The sequence below is a fragment of the Streptomyces sp. NBC_00080 genome, assembly GCF_045041255.1.
In the GTDB taxonomy this organism is placed as follows: domain Bacteria; phylum Actinomycetota; class Actinomycetes; order Streptomycetales; family Streptomycetaceae; genus Streptomyces; species Streptomyces coriariae.
Genome location: NZ_CP108235.1, coordinates 8798540 through 8813007 on the forward strand (window position 1 = coordinate 8798540; position 14468 = coordinate 8813007).

General features: G+C 71.1%; 10 protein-coding genes. 3 read left to right on the forward strand and 7 right to left on the reverse strand.

Annotated elements, in window-relative coordinates:
* Positions 1 to 64: 64 nt before the first annotated feature.
* Complete coding sequence (locus tag OHU34_RS39345) at positions 65 to 1243, reverse strand: PP2C family protein-serine/threonine phosphatase (protein ID WP_405771014.1); 1179 nt, start codon at positions 1241 to 1243, stop codon at positions 65 to 67.
* Between the two features lie 96 nt (positions 1244 to 1339).
* Between OHU34_RS39345 and OHU34_RS39350 the strand changes: the two genes are divergently transcribed.
* Positions 1340 to 1813: a MarR family winged helix-turn-helix transcriptional regulator gene (locus tag OHU34_RS39350; RefSeq protein WP_200840009.1), complete on the forward strand. Its 474-nt coding sequence runs from the start codon at positions 1340 to 1342 to the stop codon at positions 1811 to 1813.
* A gap of 176 nt (positions 1814 to 1989) precedes the next feature.
* On the opposite strand, the gene OHU34_RS39355 is transcribed toward OHU34_RS39350, so the two are convergent.
* The 4 genes from OHU34_RS39355 to OHU34_RS39370 all read right to left on the reverse strand — a co-directional run bounded on the left by OHU34_RS39355 (position 1990) and on the right by OHU34_RS39370 (position 10567).
* The gene (locus tag OHU34_RS39355) at positions 1990 to 2379 is read right to left on the reverse strand and encodes an STAS domain-containing protein (RefSeq protein WP_142268672.1); all 390 of its coding nucleotides are present in this window, start codon (positions 2377 to 2379) and stop codon (positions 1990 to 1992) included.
* A gap of 226 nt (positions 2380 to 2605) precedes the next feature.
* Positions 2606 to 5056 (reverse strand): SpoIIE family protein phosphatase, encoded by a 2451-nt coding sequence (locus OHU34_RS39360; protein WP_142268671.1) that lies wholly within the window; start codon positions 5054 to 5056, stop codon positions 2606 to 2608.
* Between the two features lie 54 nt (positions 5057 to 5110).
* Entirely contained in the window at positions 5111 to 9385 is a 4275-nt protein-coding gene (locus tag OHU34_RS39365) for a HAMP domain-containing protein (RefSeq protein ID WP_142268670.1), read from the reverse strand.
* Positions 9386 to 9685: 300 nt separating this feature from the next.
* Positions 9686 to 10567 carry an RNA polymerase sigma factor SigF gene (locus tag OHU34_RS39370; protein ID WP_372481665.1) on the reverse strand — a complete coding sequence of 294 codons (882 nt, stop codon included), beginning with the start codon at positions 10565 to 10567 and terminating at the stop codon, positions 9686 to 9688.
* Between the two features lie 200 nt (positions 10568 to 10767).
* Between OHU34_RS39370 and OHU34_RS39375 the strand changes: the two genes are divergently transcribed.
* Both OHU34_RS39375 and OHU34_RS39380 read left to right on the forward strand, forming a co-directional pair.
* Positions 10768 to 11139 (forward strand): PRC-barrel domain containing protein, encoded by a 372-nt coding sequence (locus OHU34_RS39375; protein WP_405771020.1) that lies wholly within the window; start codon positions 10768 to 10770, stop codon positions 11137 to 11139.
* Entirely contained in the window at positions 11136 to 11594 is a 459-nt protein-coding gene (locus OHU34_RS39380; RefSeq protein ID WP_230193694.1) for an ATP-binding protein, read from the forward strand. Before OHU34_RS39375 ends, OHU34_RS39380 begins: the two co-directional genes overlap by 4 nt.
* A 93-nt stretch (positions 11595 to 11687) precedes the next feature.
* Here OHU34_RS39380 and OHU34_RS39385 read toward each other — a convergent pair whose 3' ends face one another.
* A complete protein-coding gene (locus tag OHU34_RS39385) occupies positions 11688 to 12134 on the reverse strand; it encodes an ATP-binding protein (protein WP_405771022.1) in 447 nt (148 codons plus the stop codon).
* Between the two features lie 194 nt (positions 12135 to 12328).
* On the reverse strand, positions 12329 to 14233 hold the full coding sequence (locus OHU34_RS39390; protein WP_142268667.1) for a long-chain fatty acid--CoA ligase: 1905 nt from the start codon (positions 14231 to 14233) through the stop codon (positions 12329 to 12331).
* Positions 14234 to 14468: the final 235 nt, after the last annotated feature.

A 14468-nucleotide genomic window follows, 5' to 3' on the forward strand; every position in this document is an offset into this window, starting at 1 on the left:
TGAGTCTTGGTCGGCTTGTCTGTCGCCACCGCGGGCCCGCCGGAGGCGGACGGCTGAGGGCGGGCTACGACGCGGGCCGTCTCCCGAACCAGTCGAGACACACGACCAGTGCGTCGTCGTCCGGCTCGGGCCTTCCCCGGTGCCCGGTCAGCCCGCGCAGCACCGCGGCAGGGACGTCCGCCGCCGGCAGCAGGGCGGCGTTGCCGAGCGCCCGCGCGAGGGCGTGCTCGCCGTACGACTCGCCGCCCGGCGCCGCGACCCCGTGGACGCCGTCGCTGACGAAGAGCAGCCGGTCGCCGGGCAGCAGGGTCAGCTCCTGGGCGACGTAGTCGGTCTCCTCGAACATGCCCAGCGGCAGCTGCGCGTCGAGGTCCACGAGGGACAGCACCCGGTCGCGCAGGAGCAGCAGTTGCGGTGAGCCCGCGTCGACGACCCGCATCCGCCCCGTGGACAGCTCGATGTCCACCAGCAGGACCGACAGGTGCGCCTCGCCCCGGTAGTGGGCGTAGAGCGCCTGGTCGGCCAGGGCCGCCTGGTCCTCGATCGGGATGCCGGCGCGGCGCGCGTTGCGCAGCGCGTTGACGCCGAGGCTGGTCAGCAGGGAGGCCTCGATGCCCTCGCCCATCCCGTTGGTGACGTAGACCAGCAGATGGTCGGCGGACGCCTCCCAGTCGAAGTTGTCGCCGAAGATGGCGTAGGCGGGCTCGAGTTGGGCACCCAGGGCGTACTCCTCCCGGGCACACGAGCGGGCCGGGAGCAGCTGCCACTGCATCTCCGCCGCCAGCGTCAGCCGCTCCCTGCGGCGGGCCCGCGCGTACAGGTCGGTGTCGCGTTCGGCGACCACCAGCTCGTGCCCCAGGAGCTCGGCCAGCTCGGTGAGTTCGGCGAGCGACTCCCGGCTGCGCGCGGGCAGCGTCAGGGACAGCACGCCCAGCCGGTCGCCGCGCACGGTCACGGGCAGATGCGCCCGCACCCGGCCGTCGGCCGGCTCCTCGACGTACGGCTGCTGCGACCCGAAGGCCCGCCCCGGCGCACTGCCCTGCGCCGGCGCCGACTTCGTGCCGCTCGGCGCGGGCGGCACGGGCAGCAGCACCGTCAGCCCGTAGTCGGCCAGCCGCAGCTCCACGGCCGTTGCCGCGTACCGGGTGCGGAGCACCTGGCTCAGGGCGTCGGGCAGCTGGTGCGGGGCCGCGGAGCGCAGGGCGCGCCCGGCGGCGACGAGTCTGTTCACCTGGTCGGTCACGGCGTGCCCCGGAACGTCGTGGCGTCGTGTCCGTGGCGCCCCCGGCGGCGGGGGTGGGCTGACAGCCGTCGAGAAGCCTGCGAGAGTGTGACCGTGATGTCCCCCTCCTCGCGCCCGCAGCCGCTCCAGGTGGCGCGTGTGACCTCAGAGGCGGCGGAGCTGTTGGAAGTCCTCTGGGGCCGTGCCTCGACGGCACCGGTCTCCGCCTCCCAGTTGCGCGTGCTGTTCATCCTGGAGCACCACGAGGGCATCAACCTGCGCACCCTCGCCGAGTTCCTCGGGTCCACACCGCCGTCCACCAGCCGCCTGTGCGACCGCCTCCAGGCCGTCGGCTTCGTCGAACGCAGGGTCGCCGCCGAGAGCCGCCGGGAACTGGAGCTCTTCCTGAGCCGCCGGGGCAGTGCCTTCCTCGTCGACCTCAGATCACGTCGTGAGGCAGCGCTGGAAAGCGTGCTGGAACAGATGTCCGCCGCGCAGCGCGCGGCGTTGCTGAGAGGGCTGGAGGCGTTCTGTGCGGCCGCGGCCGAACAGATCCACGACTCCGACGCCAGTGACGCCCGTACCGCCTGACGGTGTCCCCGGGTGATCGGGTTCGCCCACAGGCACATCCGTCTTTCCTCCCGCATCACTGTCCCGCTCACTCTGTTGCCTTACGTGCATAGTTGTCAAATGACAAGTATTGGACGGCAGTCGGCCGTCCCTGCGCGCCTTCTTCTGTCCGCCGGACGGCCGCCGCCAGGTCCCGGTCAGTCCTGCGGGCCGTCCGCGAGCTGCTGCCGGTCGACGAGCTCCAGAGCCTCGTCGACCTTCTCCGATATGGGCACCGTGAGGCTGACCCCGGTGAGGTCCAGAACCCGGCGCACGGCCGGTGTGGGAGCGATCACGTGCACGCTCCCCGGCAGCCCCCGGGCCTCCTGGTACACCCGCAGGATGATGTTCATGCCGGACGAGTCCATGAACGGAACCGCCGAGAGGTCGAGGAGGAAATGTCGTCGGCCGTGGTGCAACTGATTGGCCAGATGGGCCTGCAGATCGGTCGCCGTGTCGAGGTCGAGATGGCCTTCGACCGTGAGCAGGGCGACGTCCTCACGAGGCAGGGTGACCTCGACGGACAGGGGGTTCTGAGCAATGGACACACGTACCTCCGAAAGCTGACGGTCGGGAGCGTCTACCCCGGTGGGCGACTTCGATGCGCGGCGACGGCCGGCGAGGACGCGCGGGAGGCCGCACGGGACGGTCGTCATCTTTCGTGTGTCCTGCCCTTCCGTCTGCGGATCCCCGACCTGGTGTCGCGCACATGCGGATACCCCAGAACGTCCCCACCATGCACACACGACGCAAGACCGTCACGGGGACGGCTGCCTAGCGCAGCCGGATGCCCACGATGCAGGTGTCGTCGTCCGTGTCGGACCTGCTGTAGGTGAGCAGCCGGTCCAGCTGCTGGTCCAGCGTCGGCGGCACCGTGCGGGCCTGCACCAGCAACTGGGTCAGCGACTCCTCCACGGACCGGTCGCGCCGCTCGATCAGGCCGTCGGTGTACATCAGGAGGGTGTCGTCGGCCGCCAGCTGGACCTCCTCCTCCTCGTACACCGTCTCCGGTATGGCACCCAGCAGCATCCCCTTCAGCAGGGGCAGCGGCGCCGCCTGGGCGTCCCGCACCAGCACCGGCGGCAGATGGCCCGCCCTCGCCCAGCGCAGGGTGTGCCGGGAGGGGTCGTACAGGCCGCACACGGCCGTGGCCGTGATCGAACCGGTCAGATGATGGGCGACGATGTTGAGCCAGGACAGCAGCTGACCGGGCCCCGCCCCGGTCACCGCCAGTCCGCGCAGCGCGTTGCGCAGCACCACCATGCTGGTCGCCGCCTCGATGCCGTGCCCGGCCACGTCGCCCACGCACAGCATCACCAGTCCGGAGGGCAGTACGACGGCGTCGTACCAGTCACCGCCCACCAGGTGCTCCTCCTCGGCGGGCCGGTAGCGGACCGCCACCTGGAGCCCGGGGGCCTCCAGGGGCGCCCGGGTGGGCGGCATGATGGCGTGCTGGAGCTGGAGGGCCAGCCTGCTGCGCTCGCTGGCGTGCTGCTCGCTCTGCGCGAGCTGGTCGCGGGTGGCGGCGAGCGCCACCTCCGTCCAGTGCTGCGAGGAGATGTCCTGGTACGCGCCGCGCACGGCGACCAGCCGTTCGTCGGTGTCGAGCACCGGCTCGGCGACGATCCGCATGTGCCGGGTCACCCCGTCCGGCCGCTGGAGCCGGAAGGCGGCGGAAGCCGGACGGCGGCCGTGCAGCAGGGTGCGCAGCAGCCGGCCGACGACGACCGCGTCATCGGGATGGGTGTGCGCGGCCAGCTCCTCCAGCGGCACCGGCGGGCTCGACTCGGGCCGCCCGTACAGGGTGAACAGCTGTCCGTTCCAGGTGGTCTCGCCGGTGAGCAGGTCCTCCTCGAAACCACCGATGCGGCCGAGTCGCTGGGCGTTCTGCAAAAGGCTGGCCAGGCGCGCCGTCTCGTCCTCGATCCGCCAGATCAGCAGCACGCAGCTGCCGTGCCGGCTGATGCTGAGGTCCGCGACCGCGGCCAGCGGCACCTCGCCGACCAGCGCGGTCAGACTCATCCGGCGCGCACGGAACGGCTCGCCGGTGGCGTGCACGCGCTCGATCCGCTGGAAGAGGTCACCGCCGCCGGCGGCCATCGGGTAGGCCTCGAGCAGCAGGGCCCCGTTGACCACTGCCCGGGGCCGGCCCGCGGGATCGAGGAAGCGGTCGTTGACGTGCTGGATGCGGAAGTCCACGAGCTTTCCCGCCGCGTCGACGTGCGGCACCAGCACCAGGGCCGGGTCGTGCAGCCCGTCCGTCAGGTCCATCAGCTCCGCCGTGTCCGGCAGGACGAGCGGCTCATGGTCGGGGCCCCGGACATGCGCGTACGCCTGGAGCGTGTGGGCGCACAGGTCCGCCAGGGCCTCCACCTGGCGCACCACCTGGGGCGGCTGCCGGTCCAGCGGGGCCGGCCAGGCGATCTCCAGGACCCCGTCCACGCGCCCGGCGCTGCCGGCGGGCACGGCCGCGCGGCCGCCGTCCGGGTGCAGATGGCGGCCGATGGTGGGCAGCCCGGTCCGGGCCAGCGACTCGATCCACTGGGTCGCCCCCTCGGTGAGGCCGCTGCGTGCCACCGTGGCCACGTCCGGCGGCACGTACCGCCAGCGCTCGGCCTCGCCGGGGGAGAACCCCGCGCTGCCGGCGAGGGTCAGCGAACCGTCGGAGCCCGCCGCCCAGATCGCCACGGCGACCGCGCCCAGCGGGCCCAGCGCGTGCTGGAGCAGCGAGTCGGCGACGGCCTGGGTGTCGTGCGCGGCCGCCAGCGCCCCGCTCTCGGCGGCCCGCAACCGCACGGCCGCCGACTGCTCCGTGGGATCCTCCGGCTTTCCGACGGCCGCGAGGAACGCCTGTGTCACCTCCGACACGCGGTCCTTGGCGGCCTGGTTGATGACGTCCACCGCGAACTCCAGCGGACTCAGACCGGACTGCTCGGCCAGCACGGACAACTGCTGTGCCGCCTCGCTCGGGCCACAGCCGAGGCGCTCCACCAGGATGCCCTTGGCCAGTTCGACCAGGGCGCGCCCGTCGGCCTCCGCCTGGGCCTCCAGGACCTCCCGGCGCAGCCGGTCCACGGTGGCGGCGAGCCGGCCCACGGGAGAGGGCGTGGCGGTGCCCTCCGGCGACGGCGGGCTCACACCCTCCACGGGCCGGGGCTGCTCTCCGGCCGGTACGGGCAGGGCCCGGCCCTCGCCGGGTTCGGTGGGCTGTGCGGGGGTGCTCACGGTGTGCGGACTCCTCGGCTGGGACGCCTGGTGGCTCGGGCGGGGCGAACGTCCTCAGACGGTCAGCCAGCGTCGGACGCAGGACATGAGGTCATGGGTGTCGACGGGCTTGGTGACGTAGTCGCTGGCCCCCGAGTCGAGGCTCTTCTCCCGGTCCCCGGGCATGGCCTTCGCGGTCACCGCGACGATGGGCAGGTCGGCGTACTCGGACATGCGGCGGATCTCCGCCGTGGCGGTGTACCCGTCCATCTCGGGCATCATCACGTCCATCAGCACCAGCGCGATGTCCGGGTTGTTGCGCAGTGTGTCGATCCCCTCGCGCCCGTTCTCCGCGTGCAGCACGCGGATGCCGTGCAGTTCCAGGATCCCGCTGAGCGCGAACAGATTGCGCGCGTCGTCGTCGACGACCAGGACCGTCCGGCCCACGACGGCGTCGTCCGGGAGGTGCGGCGCCACGTGCTGGGGCTCGTCCGGACGGACCAGGGCGAGCACGTCCCCCGGCTGTTCGGCGGAGAGGTGCAACGTGATGCGCTCGCGCAGTTCGTCCAGGCTGGACAGGAACTCCATCGGCTTGCCGGCCGCCCGGGACTGCAGGCTCTCCTCCTGGGCGAGGTCCGCGCGGTGCCCGCTGTGCACGAGTACCGGAACGCCCGTCAGCACCGAGTCGTCGTGCAGGGCCTCGAGGAACCGGGAGGCCTCCGCGTCGGGCATGCCCAGTTCCAGGACGACGCAGTGGCAGGGCTCGGCGGCCAGCGCGCCCGCGGCCTCGTGCGCCCCGACTGCGGTGACGATGTCGACCGGCGCCGCCGACGTGCCGTCCTCACGGCCGCGTGCCATGTCCGCCACGACGCTCTCGGCGACCAGGGTCAGCAGGCCGCGGGGCCGCTCCTCCACCACCAGCAGCCGACGCGGCCGCCGGGCCGCTCCGATGGCCGTGGGCGTACCGGGGGAGCCGAGGGGGATCGCCGCGGGCGGCCCGGCGAGGGCGCGCTCCACCGGCCGGACCCCGTCGACGACCTCCTGGAAGTCCCGCCGCGCGACCGGCAGGTAGAGCGTGAAGGTGCTGCCCCGACCCGGTGTGCTGTCCACGGTGACCGCACCGCCGAGCAGATGCGCGATCTCCCGGGTGATCGACAGCCCCAGGCCCGTGCCGCCGTACTTGCGGCTGGTGGTGCCGTCCGCCTGCTGGAAGGCGCCGAAGATGGTCTCCAGCTGCTGCTCCGGGATGCCGATGCCGGTGTCCTTCACCCGGAACGCCACCACGGTGCTGCCGCGGACCACGCTGCTCGGCACCTCCTCGTCGGACGCCGGCTCGATGCGCAGCTCGACACTGCCCTGCTCGGTGAACTTCACGGCGTTGGACAGCAGGTTGCGCAGCACCTGGCGCAGCCGGGAGTCGTCGGTGAGCAGGTCGGCGGGGGCGCCGGTGGCCGTGCTCACCGAGAACTCGAGACTCTTCTGCGTCGTCATGGGACGGAAGGTCGCCTCGACGTACTCGATGAGCTGCCGCAGCGACACCTGCTCCGGCGAGACGTCCATCTTGCCGGCCTCGACCTTCGACAGGTCCAGGATGTCGTTGATCAGCTGGAGCAGGTCCGAGCCGGCCGAGTGGATGATGCCCGCGTACTCGACCTGCTTCGGAGTGAGGTTGCGCGAGGGGTTCTGGGCCAGCAACTGGGCCAGGATGAGCAGGCTGTTGAGCGGGGTGCGCAGCTCGTGGCTCATGTTCGCCAGGAACTCCGACTTGTACTTCGACGCCAGGGACAGCTGCTGCGCCCGCGCCTCCAGCTCCTGCCGGGCCTGTTCGATCTGGAGGTTCTTCGCCTCGATGTCACGGTTCTGCGCCACCAGCAGGGAGGCCTTCTCCTCCAGCTCGGCGTTGGAGTGCTGGAGCTCCTCCTGCTGGGACTGCAACTCGGCGGACCGGGCCTGGAGTTCGGCGGTCAGCCGCTGGGATTCGTCGAGCAGCTCGTCCGTGCGGGCGTTCGCCACGATGGTGTTGACGTTGACGCCGATGGTCACCCTCAGCTGTTCCAGGAAGTCCCGGTGGATCTGCGTGAACGCGCCGACCGACGCCAGTTCGATGACGCCGAGCACCGACCCCTCGAAGACGATGGGCAGCAGCACCAGGGCGCTGGGCTCCACCTGTCCGAGCCCGGAGGAGATGGTGACATAGCCGGCCGGCAGCTCGTCGACGATGATCGTCCGGCGGCTGCGTGCGGCCTGGCCGACCAGCGAACGGCCGAACGGGATGCGGGCGGGACGGTCGTCGTCGGCGGGGTAGCCGTAGGTCCCCACGAGCCGCAGTTCCGGGCCGTGCTCGCCGTCCTCGGCGAGGTGGAAGGCACCGAACTGGGCCGACACCAGCGGCACCAGCTCGTCCATGATCAGCTCGGCGACCACGGGCAGGTCGCGGTGGCCCTGCATGAGACCGGAGATACGCGCCAGGTTGGTCTTGAGCCAGTCCTGCTCCTGGTTGGCCCGGGTGGTCTCGCGCAGGGACTCCACCATCGAGTTGATGTTGTCCTTGAGCTCGGCGACCTCGCCGGAGGCGACCACGGTGATCGACCGGGTCAGATCGCCCTCCGCGACGGCGCTCGTGACCCCGGCGATCGCGCGCACCTGCCGGGTCAGGTTCCCGGCCAGTTCGTTGACGTTCTCCGTGAGGCGCTTCCAGGTGCCCGAGACACCCTCCACCTCGGCCTGGCCGCCGAGGCGTCCTTCGGTGCCGACCTCGCGGGCGACGCGGGTGACCTCGTCGGCGAAGGCGGAGAGCTGGTCGACCATCGTGTTGATGGTCGTCTTGAGCTCGAGGATCTCGCCCCGGGCGTCCACGTCGATCTTCTTCGACAGGTCGCCGCGGGCCACCGCCGTGGTCACCAGCGCGATGTTGCGGACCTGGCCGGTGAGGTTGTTGGCCATCGAGTTGACGTTGTCGGTGAGGTCCTTCCAGGTGCCGGCCACGTTCGGCACCTGCGCCTGGCCGCCGAGCCGGCCCTCGGTGCCGACCTCGCGGGCCACCCGGGTCACCTCGTCGGCGAACGCGGACAGGGTGTCCACCATCGTGTTGATGACGTCGGCCAGCGCGGCGACCTCGCCCTTGGCCTCGACGGTGATCTTCTGCGAGAGGTCGCCGCGGGCCACGGCGGTGGCGACCTGGGCGATGGAGCGCACCTGGCCCGTCAGGTTCGACGCCATGACGTTGACGTTGTCGGTGAGGTCCTTCCAGGTGCCCGACACCCCGCGGACCGTGGCCTGGCCGCCCAGGTTGCCCGCCGTGCCGACCTCGCGGGCGACGCGGGTGACCTCGTCGGCGAAGGCGGAGAGCTGGTCGACCATCGTGTTGATGGTGTTCTTGAGTTCGAGGATCTCGCCGCGGGCGTCGACGGTGATTTTCTGGGAGAGGTCGCCCTTGGCCACCGCGGTCGCCACCTGGGCGACGTTGCGGACCTGGTTGGTGAGGTTTCCGGCCATGAAGTTGACCGAATCAGTGAGGTCCCGCCAGGTGCCCTTGACGCCCTTGACGTCGGCCTGGCCGCCGAGGCGTCCTTCGGTGCCGACCTCGCGGGCGACGCGGGTGACCTCGTCGGCGAAGGCGGAGAGCTGGTCGACCATCGTGTTGATGGTGTTCTTGAGTTCGAGGATCTCGCCGCGGGCGTCGACGGTGATTTTCTGGGAGAGGTCGCCCTTGGCCACCGCCGTCGTCACCTGGGCGACGTTGCGGACCTGGTTGGTGAGGTTTCCGGCCATGAAGTTGACCGAATCGGTGAGGTCCCGCCACACCCCGGCGACCCCGGGCACCTGCGCCTGGCCGCCGAGGCGTCCTTCGGTGCCGACCTCGCGGGCGACGCGGGTGACCTCGTCGGCGAAGGCGGAGAGCTGGTCGACCATCGTGTTGACGGTCTCCTTCAGCTGAAGGATCTCGCCCCGGGCCGGCACGTCGATCTTCTGCGACAGGTCGCCCTTGGCGACCGCGGTCGCCACCTGGGCGATGTCCCGCACCTGGGTCGTCAGGTTGCCCGCCATGGCGTTCACGGAGTCCGTCAGGTCGGCCCAGGTCCCGGAGACCCCGGGCACCTCGGCCTGGCCGCCCAGGGTTCCCTCGGTGCCCACCTCCCGGGCCACCCGGGTGACCTCGGAGGTGAAGACGGACAGCTGGTCGACCATGCCGTTGAAAACGGTGGCGATGTCACCCAGCAGACCGTCCCCGTCGGTGGGCAGCCGGGTACCGAAGTCCCCGTCCCGTACGGCCGTCAGGCCTGCCAGGAGCTGCCTGAGCTCGTGGTCGCCGGGAACCGCGTCCAAGGACTCGGTCGCGTTGCTGGTCATGCCTACCCTCGTTCCGCTCCCCAGGAGCCCCCGGGCGGGGACTCGGAACCGGGCCGCCCGGGTGGACGGCCCCGCATGTCGTACGTGGATTTCCGCAGTTCACGGATGTGCGCGATGAGAGAAATCCGCCGCAGGCTAACCCACCGGTGCGCGGCGCAACAAAGCATCGCTCACTTTGCGCACACAGAAATTCCAGACGACGGGCACCATGCATACACGAACGGAAGCGGGGTACTCGCACAGCTTTGCCCGGGACGGCTCGAAGCCGTCCCGGGCAGCGTCATGACCGGAGTTTCGGGGTCAGGCGATCTCGGCCCCCAGCAGGCCGGTCCGCAGCCGCTGCACCATGCGGCTGATCAGTCGCGACACATGCATCTGGGAGATGCCGAGCTCCCTGCCGATCTCCGCCTGCGTCCGCTCCTCGACGAACCGCATATGGATGATCCGCCGCTCCCGCTCGCCGAGTTCGGCGATCAGCGGCGCCAGCGAGTGGAAGTCCTCCACCAGCTCCAGCGCCGGCTCCTCGGCACCGAGGAAGTCGGCCAGCACGGACTCGCCGTCCGCGCCGCCGTCGGAGGTCAGGGCCGCGTCGAGGGAGGCGGAGGTGTAGCCGTTGGACGCCTTGCGCGCCTCGATGACCTCCTCCTCCGACAGCGACATCAGCTGCGAGAGCTCACGGGTGGTGGGCATCCGGCCGAGCCGCGTCTGCAGTTCCTCGGTGGCCTTGGCCAGTTCGACCCGTGCCTCCTGGAGCCTGCGCGGCACGTGCACGGCCCAGCTCGTGTCCCGGAAGAACCGCTTGATCTCGCCGACGATGTACGGAATGGCGAACGAGGTGAACTCGACCTCGCGGGTCAGCTCGAACCGGTCGATGGCCTTGATCAGCCCGATCGTGCCGACCTGGACGATGTCCTCCATGGAGTCGCCCCGGCCGCGGAAGCGGGAGGCCGCGTACCGCACCAGGGACAGGTTCATCTCGATCAGGGTGTTGCGTACGTACTGGTACTCGTGGGTGCCCTCCTCCACGACGGCCAGCCGGTCGAAGAATCGGCGCGAGAGCTCGCGCGCGTCCTTCGGGCTCACCTGGGTGGGCATCTCGATGAGCGGAACCCCTCCGTGCGGGCTCTCCGTGCCCGCCCGCGCTGCCGTGGCCGTCGTTGCGTGTGCCGTCACGGCATTCATGCCGCTCACTCCGTTCGTCGAGCTGGTCGATGACGGAGTCCGTCTGCCCCGGGTTCCGCATCTCATGCCTGTTGTTCCGCACAGACTTTTCCAACGGGTGCTGATACCCCCTCTCTTCGGTCAGGAACGGACAGACATGCCTCCGAATGCGGGCGCCGCGGGCGGGTAATGGCAGCTGTGGAGCGCGAGAAGGGAGCAGTGTGACCATCGACGGAATCTGGTCGTACACGCCGGACAGTGGACACGCCGAAGGACAGGACCTGACCGACTACGCCGTCATGACGGCCGACGGCACCCTCGGTCATGTGGAACGCGAGGCCGACCCGCTCGGCATGCGGCACCTGGTCGTCGACACGGGAGTGTGGCTGTTCGGCAGGAGCGCCGTCGTCCCGGCGGGCGTCGTGGCGGGCGTCGACCACACGGAACGCAAGGTGACCCTGGGCTGCACCGGGGACGAGGTCAAGGACGCGCCTCGCTTCCGTACCGACAGCGAGACGACGGACCCGGCGTACCTCACCGCCGTCGGTGACCACTATCGCCGGCTGACGCCACGGGGAACGCCATCGGTATGAGGGAAGAGGGGCTCGCGCCCGCCCGCTCGGTGCCCGTCCGGGGAACGGCCGGGACCTCGGTGACGACCGCGGCGGCGGCCCGGGCCCACGCCCGCGCGGTGGTGGACGCCCGGTGGAACCCGTCCACCGGGCCGGCGCGCGAGGAGGACGTCGTCGACCTGCTGCTGGTCGTGTCGGAGCTGGTGACCAACGCCCTCCGGCACGGCGGCGGACTGGCCGGGTTCGGGATGACGCCGGTGCGGGACGGGGTCCGGCTGGCCGTACGCGACCACAGCGACACGGTGCCCGCCGAGGTGTGCGGACCGGGCTCCCGCCCGGCCGGCCACCGGGTGGGCGGCTACGGCTGGCCGCTCGTGGTCCGCCTGGCCCGGGACATCGCCATCGAGAAACAGAACGGCGGCGGGAAGACGATCAGTGTGTTCATGCCGATCCGGAGCGCAGACCGGCCGGCCTGACACGCGGGCGCGGATTCTGCGCCCCTGCCTCTGCACCCCCGCCCCTCGGCTGCCGCCCTGCCGCCCTGCCGCCCTGCCGCCCTGCCGCCGGACTCACCACGGCAGGAAGACGTGCACGTCCTTCCCCTCGCCCTGGCCGGCCTCGCTCGGCACCACGCTGACCTGACTGCACAGGGTGTGCACCAGATACCAGCCGATCCCCCCGCCCCCGCTGTCCGGATGGAACGGCCGGGGAGACGGCGGAGTGCTGTTGGTGTCGTGCAGCGTCACGTGCACCCCGTCGAAGGTGGGGCGCAGGCACAGCTCGAAGGGGCCTGGCGCGTACTGGACGGCGTTCGCCGCCAGCTCCGTGACGATCAGCACGATGTCGTGCCAGCACTCCGGTGCCGTGGGGGGCACGGTGCCGGCCAGCTCATGGAGGAACCCCTCCGTGGCCAGCCGTGCACCCGTCACGTCCTGGGGTTCGCCCTCGAAGCGGGCTGTACGGCTGGGAATCACCCAGGAGGACAGTGCGTCGTTTCCACGCGGCTCGGTTGCCATGTCGTCAGTGCGGCCCCTGAGTCTCCGGGACCGTCGTCCTTTCTCGTACGGCTCTCTGGCGTCGCCCCTACAGGGTTCCCGAGGGCTGCCAGGCTACGCGTCAGTCATCCGACGGCATATGGTCACGGCGGAACACGATCGCCGGCTCTCCGGCCACGCGGCGTGTCCGGACCCGGGTCCACCGGTCGTGCGGATCACCGGAACACGTCGTCGGCGTCGTCCCAACCCAGCACCTCCTCCGGGGCGGTCTGCCGGGGAAGCCGCGCCCGGGCCTGATACATCGCTTCGATCTCCGCCGCGTAGTGCGCCACGATCGAGTCGCGGCGCAGCTTCATCGAGGGCGTCAGCAGGCCGTTGGTCTGGTCGAACGCCTGCGGCAGGATGCGGAAGGCACGGATCGACTCCGAGCGGGACACCGTGCTGTTGGCGGCGGCCACCGCCCGCCCGACCTCCTCCCGCAGGGCGTTCTCCTCGCGCGCCTCCCGGCTCTGGGTGTCGCCGTGCAGCATCAGGTTCCCGCGCCAGTGCGCCAGGAAGTCGGGGTCCAAGGTGATCAGCGCGCCCACGCAGGGCCGGTTGTCACCCACGACCACGGCCTGGTGGACGAGCGGATGCATCCGCAACCGCTGCTCCAGCGAGGCCGGCGCCACACTCTTGCCGCTGCTGGTGATGATGACGTCCTTCTTGCGGCCGGTGATCGTGAGGTAGCCGTCGGAGTCCAGGAATCCGAGGTCACCCGTGGCCAGCCAGCCACCCCACAGCGCGGCCCGCGTCGCGGCTTCGTCGTTGACATAGCCCTGGAACACCGACGGGCCGCGCACCAGGATCTCCCCGTCGTCCGCCACCCGGATGTCCATGCCCGGCAGGGCCTGTCCGACGGTGCCCGACTTCTCCCGGCCGAGCGGCTGCATCGTGATCCCGCCGCTCGTCTCGGTCAGGCCGTACCCGTCGTGCACGTAGATGCCGATGCCCTCGAAGAAGAGGGACAGATCACGGTGGAGCGGGGAGCCGCCCGAGGTGGCGCGGTGGACGCGGCCGCCGAGTGCCGCCCGGAGTCTGCGGTACACCGTCCGCTCGAACAGGGCGTGCTGGAGCCGCAGGTCGAAACCAGGCCCCGAGCCGCGGCCCAGCCGCTGCCGCTCGACAGCGGCCGCGAAGTCCCGGGCCGTCTCCGCGGCCCGCTCGAACAGGGCGCCACGGCCGGCCTCCTGGGCCGCCCGCAGGAAGTTCTTGTAGATCTTCTCGAACACCGACGGCACCGCGTACAGATACGTCGGACGGAAGGTGCGCAGCGACTCGGCGAGCGCCTCCGCGCCGATATCGGGTTCGTGGCCCATCAGGATGCCGCCGCGCAGACACAGACCCTGGATCATCAGCCCGTACACGTGGGAGAACGGCAGGAAGGCGAGGACGCTCGGCTGCCGTCCGGCGGGCGCGGCCGTGTGCCCCCAGCCGGCCAGCAGCGTGTCGCAGGGGCTGGCCAGGCTGCGGTGGCTCAGCGCACAGCCCAGCGGCCGGCCCGAGGTCCCGGAGGTGTAGGCGATCACGGCGGTGGAGTCGGGCAGCACGATCCGGCGCAGCGAGTCCACGGTGGTGATCGGCACCAACTCGCCGCGCTGCGTGAGTTGTTCGAATGCCCCGGCGTCCAACTGCCAGACGTTGCGCAGCGAGGGCAGGGCCGCGCACACCGATCCCACGGTCATGACGCTCTGTTCGTCCTCGACGATGACGCCCACACAGTTCGCGTCCCGCAGGATCCACTCGACCTGCTCGCGCGAGGACGTCGGATAGACCGGGACGACCTCGGCGCCCACGGCCCACAGCGCGTGACACAGGACCGTCCACTCGTACCGGGTACGCGCCATGATCGCGACGCGGTGGCCGGGCGATATACCGGACGCCACGAACCCCTTCGCCAGGTCGACCACCTCGTCCCGCAGCTCGACGGCCGTCACCTCCTCCCAGCCGGTGGAGACGCCGTCCGGACGGCGGGAGAGCACGGGGAGTGTGGGAGTGCGGGCGGCTGTCTCGAAGACGGTGTCGGCGAGACCTCCGGTCAGCGGCGTGGTGGGCGGGGGAGCGAGGGCGAAGTCGCGCATGCGCTGCTCCTGAGGTGTACGGACTGTGACTCCGCCGACGGGGACTGTTATCGACGGTGCCCGAATCTAGCCCAGGTGGGACCGGTTGTGGCCTGGAACGAATAAGTAATCCGCGTTGATGATCTCGGCCTGCCGGGCCCCTGTCACTTCCGGCGGCCTGCCACCGGTGAAGTCGGCGGTCCGGGGGGACCCGGAGAGCATGAGCCAGGCCGATCCCGAGCCCGATCCCGACCTC

Excerpts from the sequence above, each read along its gene's own strand:
- OHU34_RS39370 (WP_372481665.1), bottom strand. The coding sequence starts at position 10,567 with ATGAATGCCGTGACGGCACACGCAACGACGGCCACGGCAGCGCGGGCG.
- OHU34_RS39380 (WP_230193694.1), top strand. The coding sequence starts at position 11,136 with ATGAGGGAAGAGGGGCTCGCGCCCGCCCGCTCGGTGCCCGTCCGGGGA.
- OHU34_RS39385 (WP_405771022.1), bottom strand. The coding sequence starts at position 12,134 with ATGGCAACCGAGCCGCGTGGAAACGACGCACTGTCCTCCTGGGTGATT.
- OHU34_RS39390 (WP_142268667.1), bottom strand. The coding sequence starts at position 14,233 with ATGCGCGACTTCGCCCTCGCTCCCCCGCCCACCACGCCGCTGACCGGA.
- OHU34_RS39350 (WP_200840009.1), top strand. The coding sequence starts at position 1,340 with ATGTCCCCCTCCTCGCGCCCGCAGCCGCTCCAGGTGGCGCGTGTGACC.
- OHU34_RS39365 (WP_142268670.1), bottom strand. The coding sequence starts at position 9,385 with ATGACCAGCAACGCGACCGAGTCCTTGGACGCGGTTCCCGGCGACCAC.